10 protein-coding genes are annotated in these 20122 nt (G+C 44.6%); 6 read left to right on the top strand and 4 right to left on the bottom strand.

Annotation, left to right across the window (positions count from 1 at the left end):
* The 3 genes from QUA23_RS11555 to QUA23_RS11545 all read left to right on the top strand — a co-directional run.
* On the top strand, positions 1-4709 hold a 4709-nt coding region (locus QUA23_RS11555), incomplete at its 5' end, for an AAA family ATPase (RefSeq protein ID WP_333110372.1).
* A 46-nt stretch (positions 4710-4755) separates the two neighbouring features.
* On the top strand, positions 4756-4917 hold the full coding sequence (locus tag QUA23_RS11550; protein ID WP_333076108.1) for an ATP-binding protein: 162 nt from the start codon (positions 4756-4758) through the stop codon (positions 4915-4917).
* 89 nt (positions 4918-5006) lie between these two features.
* Positions 5007-10847 (top strand): AAA family ATPase, encoded by a 5841-nt coding sequence (locus QUA23_RS11545; RefSeq protein WP_333076107.1) that lies wholly within the window; start codon positions 5007-5009, stop codon positions 10845-10847.
* Between the two features lie 129 nt (positions 10848-10976).
* Here the strand turns inward: QUA23_RS11545 and QUA23_RS11540 are convergent, their stop codons facing one another.
* A complete protein-coding gene (locus QUA23_RS11540; RefSeq protein ID WP_333076106.1) occupies positions 10977-13199 on the bottom strand; it encodes a PAS domain S-box protein in 2223 nt (740 codons plus the stop codon).
* A 412-nt stretch (positions 13200-13611) separates the two neighbouring features.
* Positions 13612-15090 carry a leucyl aminopeptidase gene (locus QUA23_RS11535; RefSeq protein ID WP_333076105.1) on the bottom strand — a complete coding sequence of 493 codons (1479 nt, stop codon included), beginning with the start codon at positions 15088-15090 and terminating at the stop codon, positions 13612-13614.
* Between the two features lie 337 nt (positions 15091-15427).
* Here QUA23_RS11535 and QUA23_RS11530 point away from each other — a divergent pair, with 337 nt between their 5' ends.
* Positions 15428-17629 carry a transglycosylase SLT domain-containing protein gene (locus QUA23_RS11530; protein ID WP_333076104.1) on the top strand — a complete coding sequence of 734 codons (2202 nt, stop codon included), beginning with the start codon at positions 15428-15430 and terminating at the stop codon, positions 17627-17629.
* Between the two features lie 222 nt (positions 17630-17851).
* Here QUA23_RS11530 and QUA23_RS11525 read toward each other — a convergent pair whose 3' ends face one another.
* Positions 17852-18349, bottom strand: coding sequence for a pentapeptide repeat-containing protein (locus QUA23_RS11525; RefSeq protein ID WP_333076103.1), 498 nt, complete (start codon positions 18347-18349; stop codon positions 17852-17854).
* A 109-nt stretch (positions 18350-18458) separates the two neighbouring features.
* Between QUA23_RS11525 and QUA23_RS11520 the strand changes: the two genes are divergently transcribed.
* Positions 18459-18827, top strand: a complete 369-nt coding sequence (locus QUA23_RS11520; RefSeq protein ID WP_333076102.1) for a phage holin family protein — start codon at positions 18459-18461, stop codon at positions 18825-18827.
* A 10-nt stretch (positions 18828-18837) separates the two neighbouring features.
* On the opposite strand, the gene QUA23_RS11515 is transcribed toward QUA23_RS11520, so the two are convergent.
* Positions 18838-19626: a cobalamin biosynthesis protein gene (locus tag QUA23_RS11515; RefSeq protein WP_333076101.1), complete on the bottom strand. Its 789-nt coding sequence runs from the start codon at positions 19624-19626 to the stop codon at positions 18838-18840.
* Positions 19627-19746: 120 nt separating this feature from the next.
* On the opposite strand from QUA23_RS11515, the gene QUA23_RS11510 reads away from it, so the two are divergent.
* Positions 19747-20109, top strand: coding sequence for a hypothetical protein (locus QUA23_RS11510; protein ID WP_333076100.1), 363 nt, complete (start codon positions 19747-19749; stop codon positions 20107-20109).
* Positions 20110-20122 lie beyond the last annotated feature (13 nt).

Below are 20122 nucleotides of genomic sequence, written 5' to 3'. Positions count from 1 at the left end.
AAAAAATCCCGCAGGTGGTTTCGGATCTGGTGATGAAGCTGATGGCGAAGAATGCCGAAAAACGCTATCAAAGTGCCAAGGGATTGAAGTATGACTTAGAACGATGTTGGCAGCAGTACCAAGAAACTGGAAAAATTGAAAGCTTTGAATTAGGAAAGCGGGATATATGCGATCGCTTTACTATCCCCGACCAACTCTATGGTCGAGAAAAAGAAGTAAAAATGCTCATACAAGCCTTTGAAAGAGTCAGCGAAGGTGCAACAGAAATCATGCTAGTAGCAGGTTTTTCAGGAATTGGAAAAACCGCAGTTATCAACGAAGTTCATAAACCAATTGTCCGTCAGCGCGGTTATTTTATTAAAGGAAAATATGACCAATTTAATCGCAACATTCCCTTCAGCGCCTTTGTGCAAGCATTCCGGGATTTAATGGGGCAATTGCTATCTGAATCAGATTGGCAATTAGAAACATGGAAAAGCCAGATATTAACTGCATTAGGAGACAACGGACAAGTCTTAATTGACGTAATTCCTGAGTTGGAAAATATTATCGGTAAACAGCCAGCCGCCCTTGAATTATCGGGAACAGCCGCCCAAAATCGCTTTAATCTCTTATTGCCAAAATTTGTGCAAGTCTTTACCAGTCAAGAACATCCGTTAGTCATGTTTTTAGATGACTTGCAATGGGCCGATTCCGCCTCACTAAACTTGCTTAAATTATTGATGCAAGATGCTGGGTATCTATTAATATTAGGCGCGTATCGAGATAATGAAGTCTCCCCCGTACATCCATTCATTTTAACAGTGGATGAAATTGTAAAAACAGGGGCAACGGTGAATACAATTACTTTACCACCCTTAAGGCAACCTGATATGAATCAGTTGGTGGCAGATACACTGAATTGTGAATCATCTCTAGCCCAGCCTTTAACAAAATTGGTCTATCAAAAAACTCAAGGTAATCCTTTTTTTGCGACCCAGTTTCTCAAAGCATTACATGATGACAAGTTAATTAGCTTAGATTTCGACATTCAATATTGGCAATGCGATATTGCCCAAGTGAAGGCCTTAGCAATTACTGATGATGTCGTTGAATTCATGGCATTGCAATTACAAAAATTGCCGCCAGAAACTCAGGATAGTCTCAAACTAGCGGCTTGTATAGGGGCGCAGTTTGATTTGAATACCTTAGCAATTGTCAGTGAGAAATCACCAGACAGTAGCGCCACAGCTTTATGGAAAGCTTTGCAGGAAGGTTTGGTAATTCCTACTACCGAAATCTATAAGTTTTTTACCCAATCTGATCGTGAGGAAGTTTTCAATGCTTCCGCTAATCCGACGTATCGATTTTTACACGATCGCGTGCAACAAGCTGCTTATTCATTGATTCCTGACGAGCAAAAACAGCAGACCCATTACCATATTGGGCAACTACTCCAACAAAACTTATCAGAAATAGAAAAAGAGGAAAAGCTGTTTGATATTGTCGGGCATTTGAATTTAGGAATTGAGTTCATGACTCAAGCAGAGGAACGGGAAGCCTTAGCCAGATTGAACTTAGCAGCCGGAGAGAAAGCCAAAAATTCTACAGCCTATGCCGGCGCCAGAAGTTTTGTGAAAACCGGGCTGGAGTTACTCACAGAAAGCTGTTGGCAAACTCAGTATGAATTAACCCTGAATCTTTATGTGGCTGCGGCTGAAACTGCCTACTTGAATGCTGATTGTGAGGGTATGGAAGAAATGGCAGCCCAGGTTTTGCGATCGGCTAAAACAATCCTAGATAAAGTCAAGATATTTGAGATTCAAATTAACGCACTGACCACTCAGAGTAAGGTATTAGAAGCGATCGCTATCGGCACCAATGCCCTAGCACAATTGGGGATTGAACTCCCCTATGAAACTGACCAAGCCTTGACACGCATTGCATTACAAAACCTTGCCACCCAACTGGAGGGCAAACAGATTGAGGAACTGGTTAACCTTCCCGTAATGAGGGACCCAAGGATAATCGCGGCGATGCAACTGTTAGCCATCTTGTTTCCGGCTATTTTTACGGCAAATCCAGCCTTGCAGCCTCTGATTTGCGCCACGATGGTCAGTCTATCACTTCAATTTGGCAATGCACCCGCATCAACAATCGGGTATGTGGGTTATGGCATTGTGCTGTCTAGTTTTTTCGGAGAAGCAGAAAAAGGTTATCGTTTTGGGCGAGTAGCACTGAGCTTATTCAATCAGTTTAATTGGCGGGAATTTAAGTGTATAACTTTACTTTGGTTTGGCTGTTTTATCCAGCATCGTCAAGAAGCACTGAGGGCAGCAATCCCAATGGCGAAAGAAGGCTATTTTGTCGGAATGGAAACAGGTGATTTTCTCAATGGTGGCTACAGCATCATTAGTTATTTCTATAATAATTTTTTCTCGGGAGTAGAGATTGATGCTTGGGAAGCAGAAATAGAGAATTACTCTGTTGCCTTAGCGACTGTGAAGCAATATGCTCCTATTGGTTACCTAAAGATAACACAACAGACGGTGCATAACTTGAGGGAAATTGTCAATCAACCGGATTTGTTAATCGGCCAGGCTTATGATGAAACCGTGATGTTTCCTCAGCACCATCAGAATAGTGATTTTACTGCCCTCGCTGTTGCCTCTAACTACAAACTAATGCTTGCTTATCTCTTTGGCAATTACGCCAATGCTCTAGGCTACATTGCCCAGGCTAAGCCATATTTGATGGTAGCGGCAGCAATGATTAATACTCCGGTTTTCCATTTCTATGCCGGGTTAACCTACTTGGCAGTCTGCTCTACGCAGTCAGAAATTGAGCAAGCGAACAGTCTCGCTTTGGCAGAAACCCATCAAACCACTTTGGCTCAATGGGAACACCAGGCGCCGATGAATCACAAACATAAAATTGACTTGGTAGAAGCAGAAAAATGCCGGGTTTTAGGCAAGAATTATGAAGCTGGAGATTGGTACGATCGCGCAATTGCCGGAGCCAAGAAAAACGAATATATCCAAGAAGAAGCTTTAGGCAACGAACTAGCTGCAAAATTTTACTTAGATTGGGGGAAAGAAAAAGTTGCACAATCTTACATGATTGAGGCGTATTACTGTTATTCCCGTTGGGGTGCAAAGGCTAAAGTCGCTTATTTAGAACAACACTATCCACAACTACTGAAAGCTATTCTCCAACCTGCTAACTTTGTAATCACATCTGGGACAACAATTAACCCTACCTGGATGGGAAGCCTAGCTAGCGTCAGTAGTAGCGAGAATGTATGGTTAGATTTTCCAGCAGTAATGACGGCGGCACAAGCTATTTCACAAGAAATTGAATTAGAGAAACTGTTAGCCACTTTGATGCAGATTACGCTTGCAAATGGGGGAGCACAAATCGGTTGTTTAGTGCTTCGCCAAGACCGACACTGGTTAGTCGTCGCTCAAACCGCACAAAAGCAGACAAAAATATTAGAAATTCCTCTGGAACAATATCAGGAAATTCCTCATAGTTTGATTTATGCGGTGGCACGAACTCAAGCGACGGCTGTTTTTGACAACTTAAGTATAGCAGACCAATTTGCAGGCGATCGCTATATTATCGCTCATCAACCTAAATCAGTTTTATGTACTCCAATTATTCGCCAAGGAAAACTCGTCGGTATTGTTTACTTAGAAAATAACTTAACACTGGGAGCATTTACTAATGAGCGAGTAGAAATTATCCAGATACTCGCAGCTCAAGCGGCGATCTCTATTGATAATGCTCGTTTATATAAACAAATAGAGAAATATTCCCAAAGCTTAGAAGCAGAAGTAGCGCAAAAAACGGAAGATTTAAGCCAAAAAGCTTTTGATTTAGAGCAAGCATTTAAAAACTTGCAACAAACCCAAGCACAATTAATTCAGAGCGAAAAAATGTCATCTCTCGGTCAACTGGTAGCTGGGATTGCTCACGAAATCAACAATCCAGTAACATTTATTCGCAGTAATGTTGCACATATAGAGGATTATGTCAAAGATTTGCTTATTTTACTTAATATTTATCAACAAGAGTATCCAGATCCCAGTGGAGTAATTCAAGCGAAAATAGAAGAAATGGATTTAGAATTTATATGGAAAGATTTAATTAAAATTCTAGAATCTATGAAATCAGGGAGCGATCGCATTAGCCAAATTATTCTGAGTTTGCGTAACTTTTCCCGCTTAGATGAAGCCGACATGAAAGCAGTAGATTTACATACCGGAATAGAAAGCACTTTGCTAATTTTACAAACTCGCTTAAGACTGAGCGATGGCCCATCAGAAATACAAGTTATTAAAGAGTATGGAAATCTGCCCCATATAATTTGTTATGCTAGTGAGATAAATCAAGTATTTCTGAGTATTATCAGTAACGCTATTGATGCTCTTCAATCAATTAATAACACAAAAAAAAATCCTCTAATCAGGATTCAGACTGAAATCATAGAAAAAGACAGGGTTAGAATTAAAATCTCTGATAATGGTCCCGGTATCCCGGCGAATATTCAATCCCGAATATTCGATCCATTTTTTACAACTAAACCAGTGGGTAGCGGTACAGGTTTGGGTTTATCGGTTAGCTATGGTATTGTCAAAAAACATGGCGGTAAATTAACGTGTAATTCTCGAGTTGGAGATGGTACAGAGTTAGCGATCGAGATTCCTATCAACTATATTAGAGCCTAAAGTAGCTTCTTACTGCTACGCCCGTTGGGAGGTCAAACAAAAGATATTGGATCATTTATTGACGACGAAAGCAGTGGGCAAAGGAACGGGTTTAGGATTGGCGATCGCACGTCAAATCGTTGTAGAAAAACATAGCGGTTCTATTCACATCAACTCTCGACTGGGAGCCGGAACAGAATTTATCATCACCTTACCCACTAATGCCTAACAAAAAAGTTAAATTTTTTATCAATTTTTTTATCTTCTTCAGACTCATTTAACCGCTCGTTAACCACCAATTATTAAATAACAACAACCATGAATAACTCTCACCAAAACCGCAACCCAAACACAAGCATTCAAATTCCTAACTATCAAATTCTCCAAACAGTTTATTCAGGAAGTCGCACCTTAGTTTATCGGGCCATCCGTACCAGTGACCGATTACCTGTCGTTATCAAACTGCTGAAAAACGAGTATCCCACCTTTAGCGAGCTGGTGCAATTTCGCAATCAATATACCATTGCTAAAAACCTTTGTCAACCGGGAATTATTCAAACGTATAGTCTCGAACCCTCTCGAAATGGCTATGCATTAGTCATGGAAGACTTTGGGGGAATTTCGCTTCAGGAATGGGCGATTAAAGGGAAAAACGCACTATCTTTGAGAGAGTTTTTGGAAATCGCGCTCGCTCTTTGCAATACCTTAGATATTCTCTACCGAAAGCGCATCATTCACAAAGACATAAAGCCCAGCAATATCTTAATTAATCCCGAAACCAAACAAGTCAAATTAATTGACTTTAGTATTGCGTCTTTACTTCCAAGAGAAACACAAACTTTGATAAATCCCAATGTATTAGAAGGGACACTTGCTTATATTTCCCCAGAACAAACTGGTCGAATGAATCGGGGGATTGACTACCGGACAGACTTTTATTCTTTGGGTGTGACTTTCTACGAATTACTCACAGGGAAATTACCATTTGAATCAAATGACCCAATGGAGTTGGTACATTGTCATATTGCCAAAGCAGCACTATTAGTACATGAAAATAACCCACAACTCCCCTCGGTAGTCTCAGAGATTGTCAGTAAATTGATGGCAAAAAACGCCGAAGATAGATATCAAAGTGCATTAGGACTGAAATATGATTTAAAAAAATGTTTACATCAACTACAAAAAACTGAGAAAATTCAGAGCTTTAAAATTGCACAACGGGATAGGAGCGATCGCTTCATCATCCCCGACAAACTCTACGGACGAGAAACCGACGCAGCAACCCTGCTCCAAGCCTTTAAAAGAGTCAGCTTAGGCGCAACAGAAATGATGCTAGTGGCAGGTTTTTCTGGAATTGGCAAAACCGTCGTCGTCAACGAAGTTCATAAACCCATTGTGCGGCAACGCGGCTACTTCATCAAAGGTAAATATGACCAGTTCAACCGCAACATCCCGTTGAGTGCCTTTGTGCAAACCTTCCAGGACTTGATGGGACAACTATTGAGTGAAAGTGATACTCAGGTGGCGCAGTGGAAAGACAAAATCCTCTCAGCTTTGGGTGAGAACGGGCAAGTCCTAATTGAAGTCATTCCCGAACTCGAACAGATTATCGGCAAACAACCTGCTGCCCCTGAACTTTCAGGTAGTGCCGCCCAGAACCGCTTCAACTTGCTATTCCAGAAATTCATTGCCGTATTCGCTAAAGCAGAACATCCTTTAGTGATGTTCCTCGATGACTTGCAGTGGGCAGATTCAGCCTCATTGAGCTTGATGCAAGTGTTGCTGAGTCAAAGCGAGGTGGGCTATCTGCTAACGATCGGGGCATACCGAGATAATGAAGTCTTCCCCGCTCATCCACTAATGCTGACATTGGAAGAGATGAAGAAAGACTCAGCAACTATCAGCACCCTTACCCTCACCCCGTTAAGTCAATCTCACATCAATCGTTTGGTTGCCGACACCCTCAGTTGTTCCACAGTTCTAGCGCAACCGCTGACAGAGTTAATCTATCAAAAAACCAAAGGCAACCCTTTCTTTGCCACGCAGTTTCTCAAAACCCTGCATCAGGAGGGCTACATTGCCTACGATCTGCAAGTCGGACACTGGCAGTGCGATATGGTAGCAGTGCGATCGCTCTGGCTCACTTCGGATGTGGTGGAGTTCATGGCGCTGCAATTACAAAAGTTGCCAGAAGCCACTCAAGAGATACTGAAGCTAGCTGCTTGTGTGGGGGCACAGTTCGATCTGGAAACATTGGCGATCGTTTCACAACGATCGCCAACCGATGCCGCAACAGCATTGTGGAAAGCCTTGCAGGAAGGCTTGATTTTACCCACGAGTCAGATTTACAAGTTTTTTCAGGGTGCGGGACAGTCTGAGGCAGAGGATACGGTTAATCCCACCTATCGATTTTTGCATGATCGCGTCCAGCAAGCCGCCTATTCTTTAATTCCCGCTGACAACAAACAAGCAACCCACCTGCAAATTGGACAATTGCTCCAGCAAAAGCTCTCAGAAATAGACCGAGAAGACAAGCTGTTTGATATTGTCGGGCATTTAAATTTAGCCATTGAGTTAATCGCGCCACCGGAGGAACGGCAAGCTCTAGCACAACTGAACTTGAAAGCGGGAACTAAGGCCAGAAGTGCGACCGCTTATGCTGCGGCAAAGGTTTATTTGCAAAGCGGGTTGGAGTTACTTTCGCCAGACTGCTGGGAAACTCAGTACGAATTGACGCTCAATCTGTATGTAGCCGCCGCCGAAGCCAGTTACTTGAATAGTGACTTTGAGGGCATGGAGCAGCTTGCCACATTCGTCTTGCAGCAGGCACAGACGATTCTCCACACAGTGAAAATCTACGAAATTCAAATCGCAGCACACACGGCTCGCAACCAAACATTGCAGGCGATCGCAGTCGGTGCAGAGGCGTTGAAGCAATTGGGGGTAGAGTTCCCGACAGAAGCAGACTCAGCCAGGATTGGCAGTGCTTTACAGCAGCTCAAGGAGCAACTCCAGGGCAGAGAAATTGCCGAACTGGTTGATTTGCCCGCGATGAGCGACCCCAATGCTCAAGCCGCCATCCAACTGTTAGGAAGGTTATTTTCACCCGTGTACCAGGGGATGCCGGCATTGCTGCCTCTGTTGGGCGCGACGATGGTGCGGTTATCCCTGGAGTTTGGTAATGCCCCCGCTTCAACGATCGGCTATGTGGTTCACAGCATGGTACTGTGTGCCTTTTTCGGCGAAGTCGAAACTGGCTATAAGTTTGGTCGATTAGCACTCTCAATGCTGGAGCAGGTGACTACTCAAAGTATGAAGTGCATCACTTTGGGGATGTTTGGGTTTTTCATTCAACCTCACCAAGAAGCGTTGCGGGCAGCACTTGTGACGTTGAAAGAGAGTTACAAGGCAGGTATGGAAACAGGTAATCTGCTCAGTGCCGGCTACGACATAGGAAGCTACTCCCATCTGGCTTTTTTCGCAGGTGTAGAGCTAGACCTGTTGGAACCCGAATTAGCAGCTTACAGTGCTGCTATGGCTCAGATGAACAATGATTCGGCGGGTTTTCTTTTGGACATGACGTGGCAAACGGTAAAGAATTTGCGAGAAACGGTGAGCCAGCCCGATCGCCTAATTGGTACTGCCTATGATGAAACCGTGATGCTGCCCAAGCACCAGCAGGATAACGAACTCATGATGATTGTCGTTGTCTACATCTTCAAACTGCTGCTTGCCTACTCATGCGGCAATTATCCGGCTGCTCTCGATATCCTCATCAAACTCAAGCCCTGTTGGATGGTACTATCGGGAACGGTTTTTATTCCCATTTTCCATTTCTATGCGGCGCTGACGCATCTGGCACTCTTCCCCACCGGGTCAGAACCAGAGCAAGCTGAACGGCTGACTGTGGTTGCTACCCATCAAGCGGCTCTGCACCAATCGGCGCACAATGCCCCGATGAATCACTTGCACAAATGGCATCTGGTGGAAGCAGAGCGATATCGGGTGTTGGGTGACAAAGCCGCTGCCATTGAGCATTACGATCGGGCGATCGCGCTGGCTCAAGAACACCAATTCATCCACGAAGCAGCTTTAGGCAATGAACTAAGTGCTAAGTTCTATCTGGAATGGAACAAAGAGCGCATCGCCCAGGAATACATGACCCAAGCCTACTACGGCTATGCTCGCTGGGGAGCCAAAGCCAAAGTTGCAGACGTAGAACGTCGCTACCCGCAACTGCTGGCTGCTATCCTTGGGCAAGCTCACTCTGCCCTCTCGGTCAACGAAACCGTCTTTGCAGTAGGAACCGTCACCTCCACCACTTCCTCCTTCAGTGTCTCCAATTCCCTCGACATCTGTGCCATCCTCAAAGCTTCTCATGCTATTTCCGGTGAAATCGAACTGGAAAAACTACTTTCATCGTTACTTTCGATCGTCATCGAAAATGCTGGAGCCGATAAATGCGTGTTAATGCTGTTGCGAGACTCGCGCCTGCTGATCAAAGGGTCAATTACTGTAGGGAAAGAGCCAGTCGTGTTGCAGCGCCTTCTGGTTGAAGAGAGTCAAGAAATTCCCCTGAAGCTGATTTACAAAGTCAAGCGTGACAGGCAGACTGTTGTGCTACTTGATGCCAGTGCCGATCCTACTTTAGCCAATGACCCGTATATCATGCGTCAGCAGCCGAAGAGTATCTTGTGTAGCCCGATTTTGCATCAAGGTAAGTTGATGGGCATTTTATATCTAGAGAATAATTTAGCAACGGGGGCGTTCACGAGCGATCGCGTTGAACTACTTAACTTACTTTGCGCTCAAGCGGCGATTTCCTTAGAAAATGCTCGACTTTACGAGCGATCGCAGAACTATGCTCAACAGCTAGAACAGTCTCTGGAAGAGTTAAAGAATAGTGAAGCCCGCTTTCAGAAACTTGCCAATAACGTACCTGGCTTGATTTATCAGATTCGGATTCAAGCCGATGGTTCTGCTTCAGTGCCCTACGTCAGTTCTGGATGTCAAACACTCTATGAAGTGGCGGCAGAGGATGTGATGCTAGGAAAATACAGCCTACGCGATTTTGAACATCCCGACGATCGAGCAGAGACGTTTCGGGCAGTTATCGAGTCCGCTCAAACGATCACCCAATTTCAACATGAGTGGCGGATTATTACTCCCAATGGGAATGTGAAATGGGTGAAAGCCGCTTCTCAGCCAGAACGTAGAGAAGACGGAGAAATCGTTTGGGATGGAATGCTGATTGATATTACCGATCGCAAGCAAGCAGAAGCAGCGGTGATTCAAAAATCACAGGAACTCGAACAGACTCTGGCAGATTTGCAGAACACCCAACTGCAAATGGTGCAAAGCGAAAAAATGGCATCACTGGGAAATCTGGTAGCAGGTGTTGCTCATGAAATTAATAACCCCGTGGGCTTTATTTGGGGCAATTTGAATGAAACCCAGCAAACGGTGCAAGACTTAGTGGAGCATCTCAATCTCTATCGCGATCGCGCCTCAGAAACAGAGCTTGCAGACCATGCCGAAGATATCGATTTAGACTATATCATCGAAGACTGGCCTAAAATGGTTGACTCCATGAAACTGGGATGCGATCGCATTAAAAGTATCAGCACTTCGCTCCGCACCTTTTCTAGAGCTGACAAAGACTATAAAGCGCCCTTCAACATCCACGAGGGCATAGATAGTACGCTCTTAATTCTCAAATATCGATTGAAAGCGAACGATGAGCGACCCGCCATTGAAGTAGTGAAAGACTACGGCAATATTCCGGCGATCGAATGCTTCCCGGGACAGCTTAACCAGGTGTTTATGAACATTCTAGCCAATGCGATCGATGCGTTAGATGAATCAAATACTGGTCGAAGTTTTGCGGAAATTCAGGCAAATCCCAACCGCATTACAATTACAACCTCACTAGAAGATAACCAGGTGAAAATTACCATTACTGATAATGGAAATGGTATGAGTGAATCAGTCAAAGAGAAAATATTCGATCATTTGTTTACGACGAAAGCGGTAGGGAAAGGAACGGGATTAGGATTGGCGATCGCACGGTTGATTGTAGTTGAGCAACACTTTGGTATGCTCGAAGTCTACTCAACTTTAGGTCGCGGTACAGAATTTATAATTTCACTGCCATGTTGAGCATTAGCTGGCTAATTTATAGCCTATTTTGGGATTTTTCTTGAAAATTGAAAGTTTTTTACACCCCACTTTACAATTTATAGTGAGCGATAACTTCTGCCAAATTATTGATACTTCCGTTGCACTAATTTATAAAGGAATCTCGATCGCAAATTCCGTACCTTCTCCTACGGTGGAACGGCAGCTCAAGGCTCCGGCGTGTTTTTCGGCGACAATTCGGTAACTGATGGCTAACCCCAAACCAGTGCCTTTTCCCATCGGTTTTGTCGTGAAAAACGGGTCAAATAATCGGCTACGCACGTCTTCTGTCATGCCGATCGCATTATCGGCAATGCGGATGCAAATACTATTTTCGTTTAGGGCTTCTGTACGAATGCTAATAGTTGGTTTCCAATCGTCGCCGACCGCCGCAGATCGCCTTTTTTGGTTGCAAGCATCTTCCAATGCGTCAATACTGTTGCTAAGGAGATTCATAAATACCTGATTGAGCTGACCTGCATAACATTCTATTAAAGGGAGTTGACCGTAATCTTTGATTATTTTTATTTCTGGGTAGTCGCCTCTGGCTCGGAGTTTGTTGTGCAATATTAAGAGGGTATTATCTATGCCTTCGTGAAGGTTGGTAGGTTTTTTAACCGAGTCGTCTAAACGCGAGAAATTTCGCAAGCTCAGAACTATTTCGCGAATGCGATCTGCTCCCATTTTCATCGAAGATAATATTTTTAGTAAATCTTCTCTCAGAAATTCTAAATCGATCTTGTCAATACATTCTTGAACTTCTACCACGGGCTGAGGATAGTGTTTTTGGTAAAGTTCCACAAGCTGCAACAAGTCTCGGATATATTGGCTGGCGTAGGAAATATTGCCGTAGATAAAACTGACAGGGTTATTAATTTCGTGAGCTACTCCAGCTACCATTTGACCGAGACTTGACATTTTTTCGGTATGAATTAGGTGAGCTTGAGTTTCTCGAAGTTCTTTGAGAGCGATTTCTAGCTGCTGGGCTCTGTTGTTGGCGATCGCCTCCGAGAGCCGTAAAGCATCCTCCGCTGCTTTGCGTTCTGTTATGTCAAAAATGGCGCCGTTGAGAGATAAAACTTCATCGGCTGCGTTGAAAAGGGCTTGACCTTTCTCTGTAACCCACCGCACATTTCCGTCGCAGTGAATTAGGCGATATTCGATGATGTAAGGTTGTTTTGTCTTAATAGCCCGATCGATAATTGTCTCGATCTGCTCAGCGTCATCGGGATGAACTATACTCGGAAAAGCCTGCACCGGTTTTTGCATAAAGTTAGCGGCAGGATAGCCGGAAATAGCTTCTATGCCACTGCTGATAAAAGTTAGGCTCGATCGCCCAGCAGCACTGCACCGGTAAACCGCACCGGGAATGCTAGAAACTAATGACCTAAACTCTTCTTCCCTTTCTCGCAAAGCGGCCTCAATCCGCTTGCGTTCGCTAATGTCACGAGCAAACGCGCACTGATATTCTTTGCCGTTAAATTCCAAATGGTCGATCGTAATTTCTACCGGAAAAATGCGACCGTACTTAGTGATGTGGTGAACTTCAATATTAACCGAACCGCAACGTTTTAAGACTTTCCAGTGCAAACTCCAAGCAGTTTGGGGAAAATCTGGATTGATGTCGTGCACGGTCATTGAGAGCAATTCAGTGGCAGAATATCCCAATGAAGTGCAAGCAGCATCGTTGACGTACAAAAATTTACCGTCGGGCCCGATCCAGAATATCGCATCTGCCGATCGGTCGATCGCAAACTGAGTCAGTTGCAACTTTTCTTCAACTCGCTGGCGATCGGCAATTTCTTTTTCTAACTGTTCATTAAGCGAATTGAGAGCTAAAGCGCGATCGACAATAGTATCTGAAGCGTAAAAATCGATCAATTCTTTCGCCAATTCTCCTTTCTCGATATCATGCTGGTGCTGATTTTCTTCTACCTGTTTTAACGACTGTTGTTGAAATTTTTCTCTTTGATTAAAACCCGACTCGGCAAGTGCTTTCGGCATCAGGGCGAGGGCGACTGCGGCTAAAAGCCAAGAAATCAAAGCACTTGTAGCTTTGAGAGTTACCGACAGCCAATATATGGAATGCCAAAGCGTCCAAACTTCCGTCAATTTAGCCGCGCCCCAGGCAAAAAAAACAACGGCAAACACCCGGAAAATCTTACGGTGAGAACCTTGGCGGGTAAAATAAACTAAAGATAGGGCGATCGAGCAATAAGCCAGTGCCGTCAGCGAGTCAAAAACAGCGTACAATCGCAACTCCGGCACCACCTTGCAGGCGAGTGTAGAAGATACAGCAAGTGTGGAAAAAAAAATTGTTAATTGTTCTTGCATAAAGTTCAAGAAAAAAATTATCTGTACCAATGCAAATCCGATCAAATCTAATTATTTGATTTCGGCTAGTGAAATATTTACATAATTATATACTTTTTTCATTTTTTATGAAACAGCTATTTTTTCAGGAAATGTCAAAACTGTGGAGGTGGGGCCATGGGAAGGAAGATTTTCCCAAGTATGAGCAATGGTGAGCCTCACGGCTAGCAACGCTTAAGTTGCTCCCTGTAACGGAATAAATAGGTTCGCCTAGCTCTTGATTCAGAAACATTTAAATTGTTAATGATCGGTATTAAATTTTCTTTTAGATTACTTAAGCAGTGAGCCAGGGGTTTTTAACCCCTGGCTCACAGATGGACTAACAGACTTTTAAGGCAGAGAAAATCTCAATTTTTGGGCTGGAAATCCACAATTAAGCGCCGCCCAGGGCCCACTGCACCAAAGTCCGAACTCCAAAACCGGTAGCCCCAGGGCCATTGTAACCATTTTCTTTGTCAGTCCAAACCGGGCCGGCAATATCTAAATGCGCCCATGCAGTATCCTTTACAAACTGCTTCAAAAATAGCGCCGCCGTAATCGAACCGCCGGGGCGTGGGCCAGTATTTTTCATGTCGGCGTGCAATGCTTTCAAGCCCTCAAAATACTTCTCTTCCATCGGCATTCGCCAAAATTTTTCGCCTGCCAATTCTGAGGCGGCGACTATTTCGGCGGCGACGCTATCTTGAGGACTCCACAAACCCGCGATATCGTCACCTAAAGCAATTACGCAGGCGCCGGTTAGAGTTGCTAAATCGACAATTGCGTCAACTCCCAATTTATCAGCAAATACCAAAGCATCAGCCAGGGTTAAACGACCTTCAGCGTCGGTATTGTTGACTTCAATTGTTTTGCCGTTGGAAGCTGTAAGGATGTCTCCAGGGCGCATGGCACGGCCGCTGATCATGTTTTCAGTGACGGCGCTGATAAAGTGAACTTCCACATCTGGTTTGATGTGTCCGATCGCCTTTGCCGCTCCCAAAGTAGCCGCAGCGCCGCCCATATCTATTTTCATCATTTCAATGCCGCTGCCCGCACCTTTGATGTTCAAACCGCCGGAATCAAAGGTCAATCCTTTACCCACAATTGCTATTTTGCGGCGCGGTGTGCCTTCTGGTTTGTAAGTTAAATGGATGAATTTGGGTGGTAAATCCGATGCTAGGGCTACGCCCAGAAAGGCTCCCATTCCTAGTTTTTCACAGTCTTCTCGCTCCAGTATTTCTAATTCTAAACCGCATTCTGCAGCCAGACTTTGAGCAGTTTCTGCCATGGTAATCGGGGTGACAAAATTTGCCGGCGCTGCGACTAATTCCCGTGCTAAAATGACTCCGGCAGTGATTTGGCGGGCGCGGGCGATCGCACTTTCGGTACCGGCAAAACCGAGCAAATGAATTTGTTCGATTTGCGGGCTTTTGTCTTCAGGTTCCGATTTGAAACGGTTGTCTTGATTTAGGGAGAGTTCTACACCTTCGGCGATCGCGCTTGCTGTAACATCCGGCGCGTTTTTCCACACCGGAAAGCTAATTCCGAGAGTTTTGCATTTCTCTTTTTTGGCTAACTTGGCGCAAACGCCCGCAGCTTGCCGCACCGTGTCTAATTTTAAGTCCTCTGTTTTGCCCAAACCCACGATCGCAATTTTGCGAATGGGATTATTGCCGCCGACGCGGGTGATGGCGCTCGTACCCACTTTGCCCTTAAAATCTACTTCCAGTAGCAGCTCTTTCAAAGTGCCTGCAAGCTTTTCATCTAATTGTGCCAGATCGCCGGTGAGTTCCAGGGCGTCCTCAAATAGACCAACTGCCAAGGCGTCTCCGGTCCAAACAGAGCGGGGCGTATCGGTGACTAGAAATTCCATGTTTTGATTTACACTTTAGATTTTAGATTTTAGATTGTACTTTGTACTTGGTGGTTTGTGGTTTTTCCTTTGTGCGGGCAAATAGATCGATCGCACAAATTTTCCGCTCCACATCAAAATAAATTCTGCTACTATATCAGCCAAGTCCGCCTGCGATCGGATCTTCCACCAATCTCAATCATCTGTTTGGGGGTCGGCTGTCCGTTTTTGCCCCACTCTTAACATTTATTTCTCGTTAAACAGGTCTCCTGCCTGTGATGGCGTGGAACACCCATCCTGCCTCTGATGGCTTTTGACAAACGATCGGTTATCTATTGTTATTCTCTTAAATTTTCCCATGCTAAAACGACGCCGGGCCAGATTTTCTGTTTTAATCAGCGTTTCAGTTTGCGTTATTGCGATCGGCTCTTTGGTTGCTGCGATGAAATGGATGGGTTTTGGCTCGGTCCAGAAGGCTCAGCAGCCCCTGAATGCAGCGAATTCCGAATCGGAAGTCAAGATGCTGGTGTCGCTGTCACCGAGCGAGCGATCGGCGAAATTAGTTGAACTCGCAACCAGTCAGTCTGCAAGTACGAACCCGCAGCAGGAAATCTCCCCTCAAAGCCGCGCCCGCTACCTGCTTGCCAGCGATTTAATCCAGCAAGGAAATGCCGCCAAAGCATTAAAATTATTGGACAAATTAGAGCAAGAATATCCGGTTTTAGCTGCTCACATTGCCCTAAAAAGGGCGCAAGCTTACCAATTGAGCGGCGACAAAGGCAAAGCCCAAAAAGCTTGGCAGGAACTGCTCAAAAACTATCCGAGCGACCCCGTAGCAGCAGAAGCTTTATATGTTTTAGGCAAGTCAAAACCGGAATATTGGCAACAGGCAATTACTGAATTTCCTGGTCATCCCCGCAGCGTAGAAATTGCCCTCCGCAAGTTAAAAGAAAATCCCAATCAGCCGCAGTTGATGCAGCTCGTAGCAAAACACGGTCATTATGTCAAAGATTACGGGACAATTTTGGAACAACTGGTGCAGCGAAACAGCGCCGCTTTGAAACCGGAAGATTGGGAAGAAATTGCCTTTGGCTATTGGGAAAAACAAGATTACGGCAAAGGAGCTATTGCTTACGGGAAAGCTCCCCGCAACGCCAAAAATCTTTACCGCAAAGCTCGCGGTTTGTGGCTCGACGGAAAAATCCCGGAATCGAGAATTGCCTATCAAGAATTAGTGCGCGAGTTTCCCGATGCCGAAGATACTGGTTTGGGTTTAATTCGGCTATCGCGGCTGAGCGAACCGAAAGAAGCGATCGTTTTGCTCGATCGAGTTATTAGCAAATTTCCCAATTATGCCCCCGAAGCTTTGTTAGATAAATCGCAAATTCTCGACAAAGCACGCAGCGGTCAGCCCGCCTCAGATACCCGCAAGTTGCTCTTGACAAAATACAATAATTCTGATAAAGCAGGTGAATTGCGGTGGACGATCGCCCAGCAGTTTGCCAAAGGCGGAGATTTAAAATCAGCTTGGCAGTGGGCAAGAGAATTAACCACCCACAATCCCGACAGCGAACAAGCTCCCGAAGCCGCATTTTGGGTCGGGAAATGGGCACAGCAACTCGGTCGGCAACAAGACGCCAAGACTGCATTTGACTACACGATCTTACGCTATCCAGAATCATATTTTGCGTGGCGATCGGCTGTACTTCTTGGCTGGCCAGTCGGCGACTTTACCACAGTCCGAGATTTGTCTCCCAATGTAGTGCGGCCCCCTCAGCGCCCCGAACCAACTGCGGGTTCTCCTGCGTTGAAAGAACTCTATCAATTAGGTCAAGATAGAGATGCCTGGACGCTGTGGCAAATAGAATTTATCGATCGCGTAGAACCAAGTATTGCCGAACAGTTTACCGACGGTTTAATGCGAGTAGGAGTCGGAGACAATTTAGACGGTTTGTGGATGGTTGGGAGTTTGCGGCAGCGCGATAAACCAGATGATAGAACCCAATACCTCGAACTCAGACAGCAACCGATTTATTGGCAAGCACTTTATCCTTTTCCTTACTTAGAAACCATTGTCAAATGGTCGCAAGAACGCAAAATAAATCCCGTATTAGTAACAGCATTAATCCGGCAAGAATCGCGGTTTATGCCCGCAATCAAATCATCAGTTGGCGCCACAGGTTTAATGCAAGTAATGCCGGAAACAGCAGCTTGGGTTGCCGCTCAAATCAGCCTCAAAAAGTATTCATTGGAGAATGTCGACGACAACGTTAAACTCGGTACGTGGTATTTGGATCACACTCACGACGAGTACAAGAATAACTCGATGTTAGCTGTGGCGAGTTATAATGCCGGGCCAAATGCAGTATCAGATTGGTTGAAGAGGTTTAATTTTAATGACCCGGATGCTTTTGCGGAAAAGATTCCCTTTCCTGAAACGAAAGGATACGTAAAATCGGTGTTTGAGAATTACTGGAATTATCTGCGGATTTACAATCCAGAAGTTAATCAGTTAATGAGTGAGCATTATGCGGCTGCTCAGAAAAAAGCAAAGCCTTAGTAAATTTGGTTTAGGCTGTCAGAAGCCTGAGTGCCCGTTCCACAAACAAATTTATTTGTTGTATTTATTGATTGTGGGGTGGGCTTCTAGCCCGGAACAGGCAAGATGCCCGTTCCACAAACAAATTTATTTATTGTATTTATTGATTGTGGGGTGGGCTTCTAGACCGGAACAGGCAAGATGCCCGTTGCCGAAATTGAAATTATGGGATTGTAAAATAAATTAGCGACATCCCAAGGAATCACGAGTAGAAATCCCTGTTTGAGAATTAATACCGCTGGCTTTTGTGCACAATTCTTTAACTTGTGAGCCGTCCATAATTGCGTCTGTAAAATCAGCGCCGGTGATATCTACACCCTCAAAAGTAGAACGCAGCAAAATTGTTTCGGCTAAAATTGCATCACTTAAATCGGCATTAGTAAATTTAACTTGATCAATCATTGCATTAGTTAAATTGGCTCCGTGCAAATTCGCCTGAGTCATCACCGAAGCGCTCATAATTGCTCCCCGCAAATCGGCATTAGAAAAATTAGTCAAATCCATATTAGCGTTAGAAAACTCAGCGGCGCGCAGCATTTGACCCGAAAAATCGCGTCTTGTCAGTTCGGCGTTGCTAAAGGACAACGGCGGAGCGTAATATTTAGATTGAGCCAGGGCTGGACGCGGCAGGATGAAGATAGTTAGCGCCAAAAGGAATGCTGCTAGTTGCCGAAGTTTCATAAGTCTGATATTCTCGCAAGGTGGGTATTTCGTAGTGTATCCCGAACTTTGGTCGATCGACTAAACAGGTACAATCTTAATTAATAGTGATGGAGATGGAAAAAAAGATATGCTAAGTTTTTTCTTAACTTGGATAGTAGCAGCAGTTTCGCTGATCATTACCGCTAACATTGTACCAGGTATTTCGGTGGTTAGCTTTCCGGCTGCGATGGTGGCTGCTGTTGTTATCGGATTGGTGAACGCGGTTGTCAGACCGATTCTTACATTGCTGACGCTGCCTTTGACCATTATTACTTTAGGTTTGTTTTTATTCGTTGTGAATGCAATTTCGCTTTCCCTGGCTTCGTGGTTGGCGGGTGCGTTCAATATCGGCTTTGCGGTTAACGGTTTTTGGCCAGCTTTGTTGGGCTCCATTGTGTTGTCATTTGTTTCTGGGTTGATTGGTCGATTTGTGAATGCCAATACTTTGTCTCAGTAATACATTATCATTATCCCAGATACTCGATGGGGCAAACTGCAACCGCTACTGTTACCGCAGAACCCGCCCTAACCCCTCCTTGTGAAAGGGGGGGATTTTTGCTGCGAAATATTTTTTTAGGAACTAAGAGGGGATTTGAACCGCAGATAAACGCAGATGAACGCAGATGGTGGATGGATATCTGCATATCTTTGTGTTCATCTGCAGTTAAAATTTCTTCAATCGCACAAAGTGCCGCAGCTTCTGCTACGCTGGGCGTCCCGACTGCTTTTGCTGCAATATTAGAAGGATTGGGGACTTCTACGGAACTTAAAATTTCAGCCGCAAAGGTTTTTAACGGCCAATTTCGCTCTTGACAAAGTTCTAACAAGCCGACTTCACCTGCTTTAGTGTTTATTGTTGCAATACCTGCGATCGCACTTTCCGCTAAATGATAACCGCGACATACTTGTTTAATCGCTGTTTCGATTAATTCTCGCGCTGTGCCGCGTTCGCAACCTATCCCTAACCACAACACTCTCGGATGCCACTGAACTTTTGGCAAAGCAGATTCCGGCGAAAATCTTCTCTGCGTGAAACTAATCCAAATTCTGGCTTTGATAGTGGATAGATTTTCACCCTCCCAATACAAAGAATGTTTTTCTGGCAGACTGTTTTGCCACAAAGTAGAACCAACTTCTTGAATTACTTCGACAGTTTCCCCTCTAGCAAGAGTCGCCGCCACTCCTGTCCAGTCCCCTTCGCCTCGACTCCAACCGCTGGGAATGTCTAGCATATCTAAAGTGAATTCATCGCTCATTATTCAGTTATCTATTCTGTAGTTTCACTACGACCGCAATCTTAAAAAAAAATTAACACTCTGTTTAGTGAAAATTTTGGTATAATTGTAGCACAAACTACAAAAAATCCAACATTTAAGATGGTAGAACTAAATCAGTTAGTGTTAGAGCTTGAAAGCAACCTCAAATCGGAAGGAGTGAAAAAAGAATGGAAAGAGCGTCGCCCAAGTTGGGTGAGCGATGTGGCAGCATCAGTTAACCTGACATATCTAGCAGAATTGCTAGTTGAATGGCAATCTAACTTGCAGGGTAAATCGGTGGATATTCAGTGGGAAGAACGTCGGAACCGTTGGGTAGAAGAATGTCTGGCAGCATCGATTGTTCAAGAAGTATCAAGTTTATTGCTGGAACTAGAAACCCATATAAATTCGGAAGCTATGGCTGATGAATGGCAGCAGAATCGCGATAATTGGGTACAGCAAATGCACAAGTTTAACGAGTAGTGTCGAGGAGCCA

It is taken from the genome of Microcoleus sp. Pol1C5, assembly GCF_036701115.1.
Classification (GTDB): Bacteria; Cyanobacteriota; Cyanobacteriia; order Cyanobacteriales; family Microcoleaceae; genus Microcoleus.
This window is presented reverse-complemented; position numbering and strand designations above follow the sequence as displayed.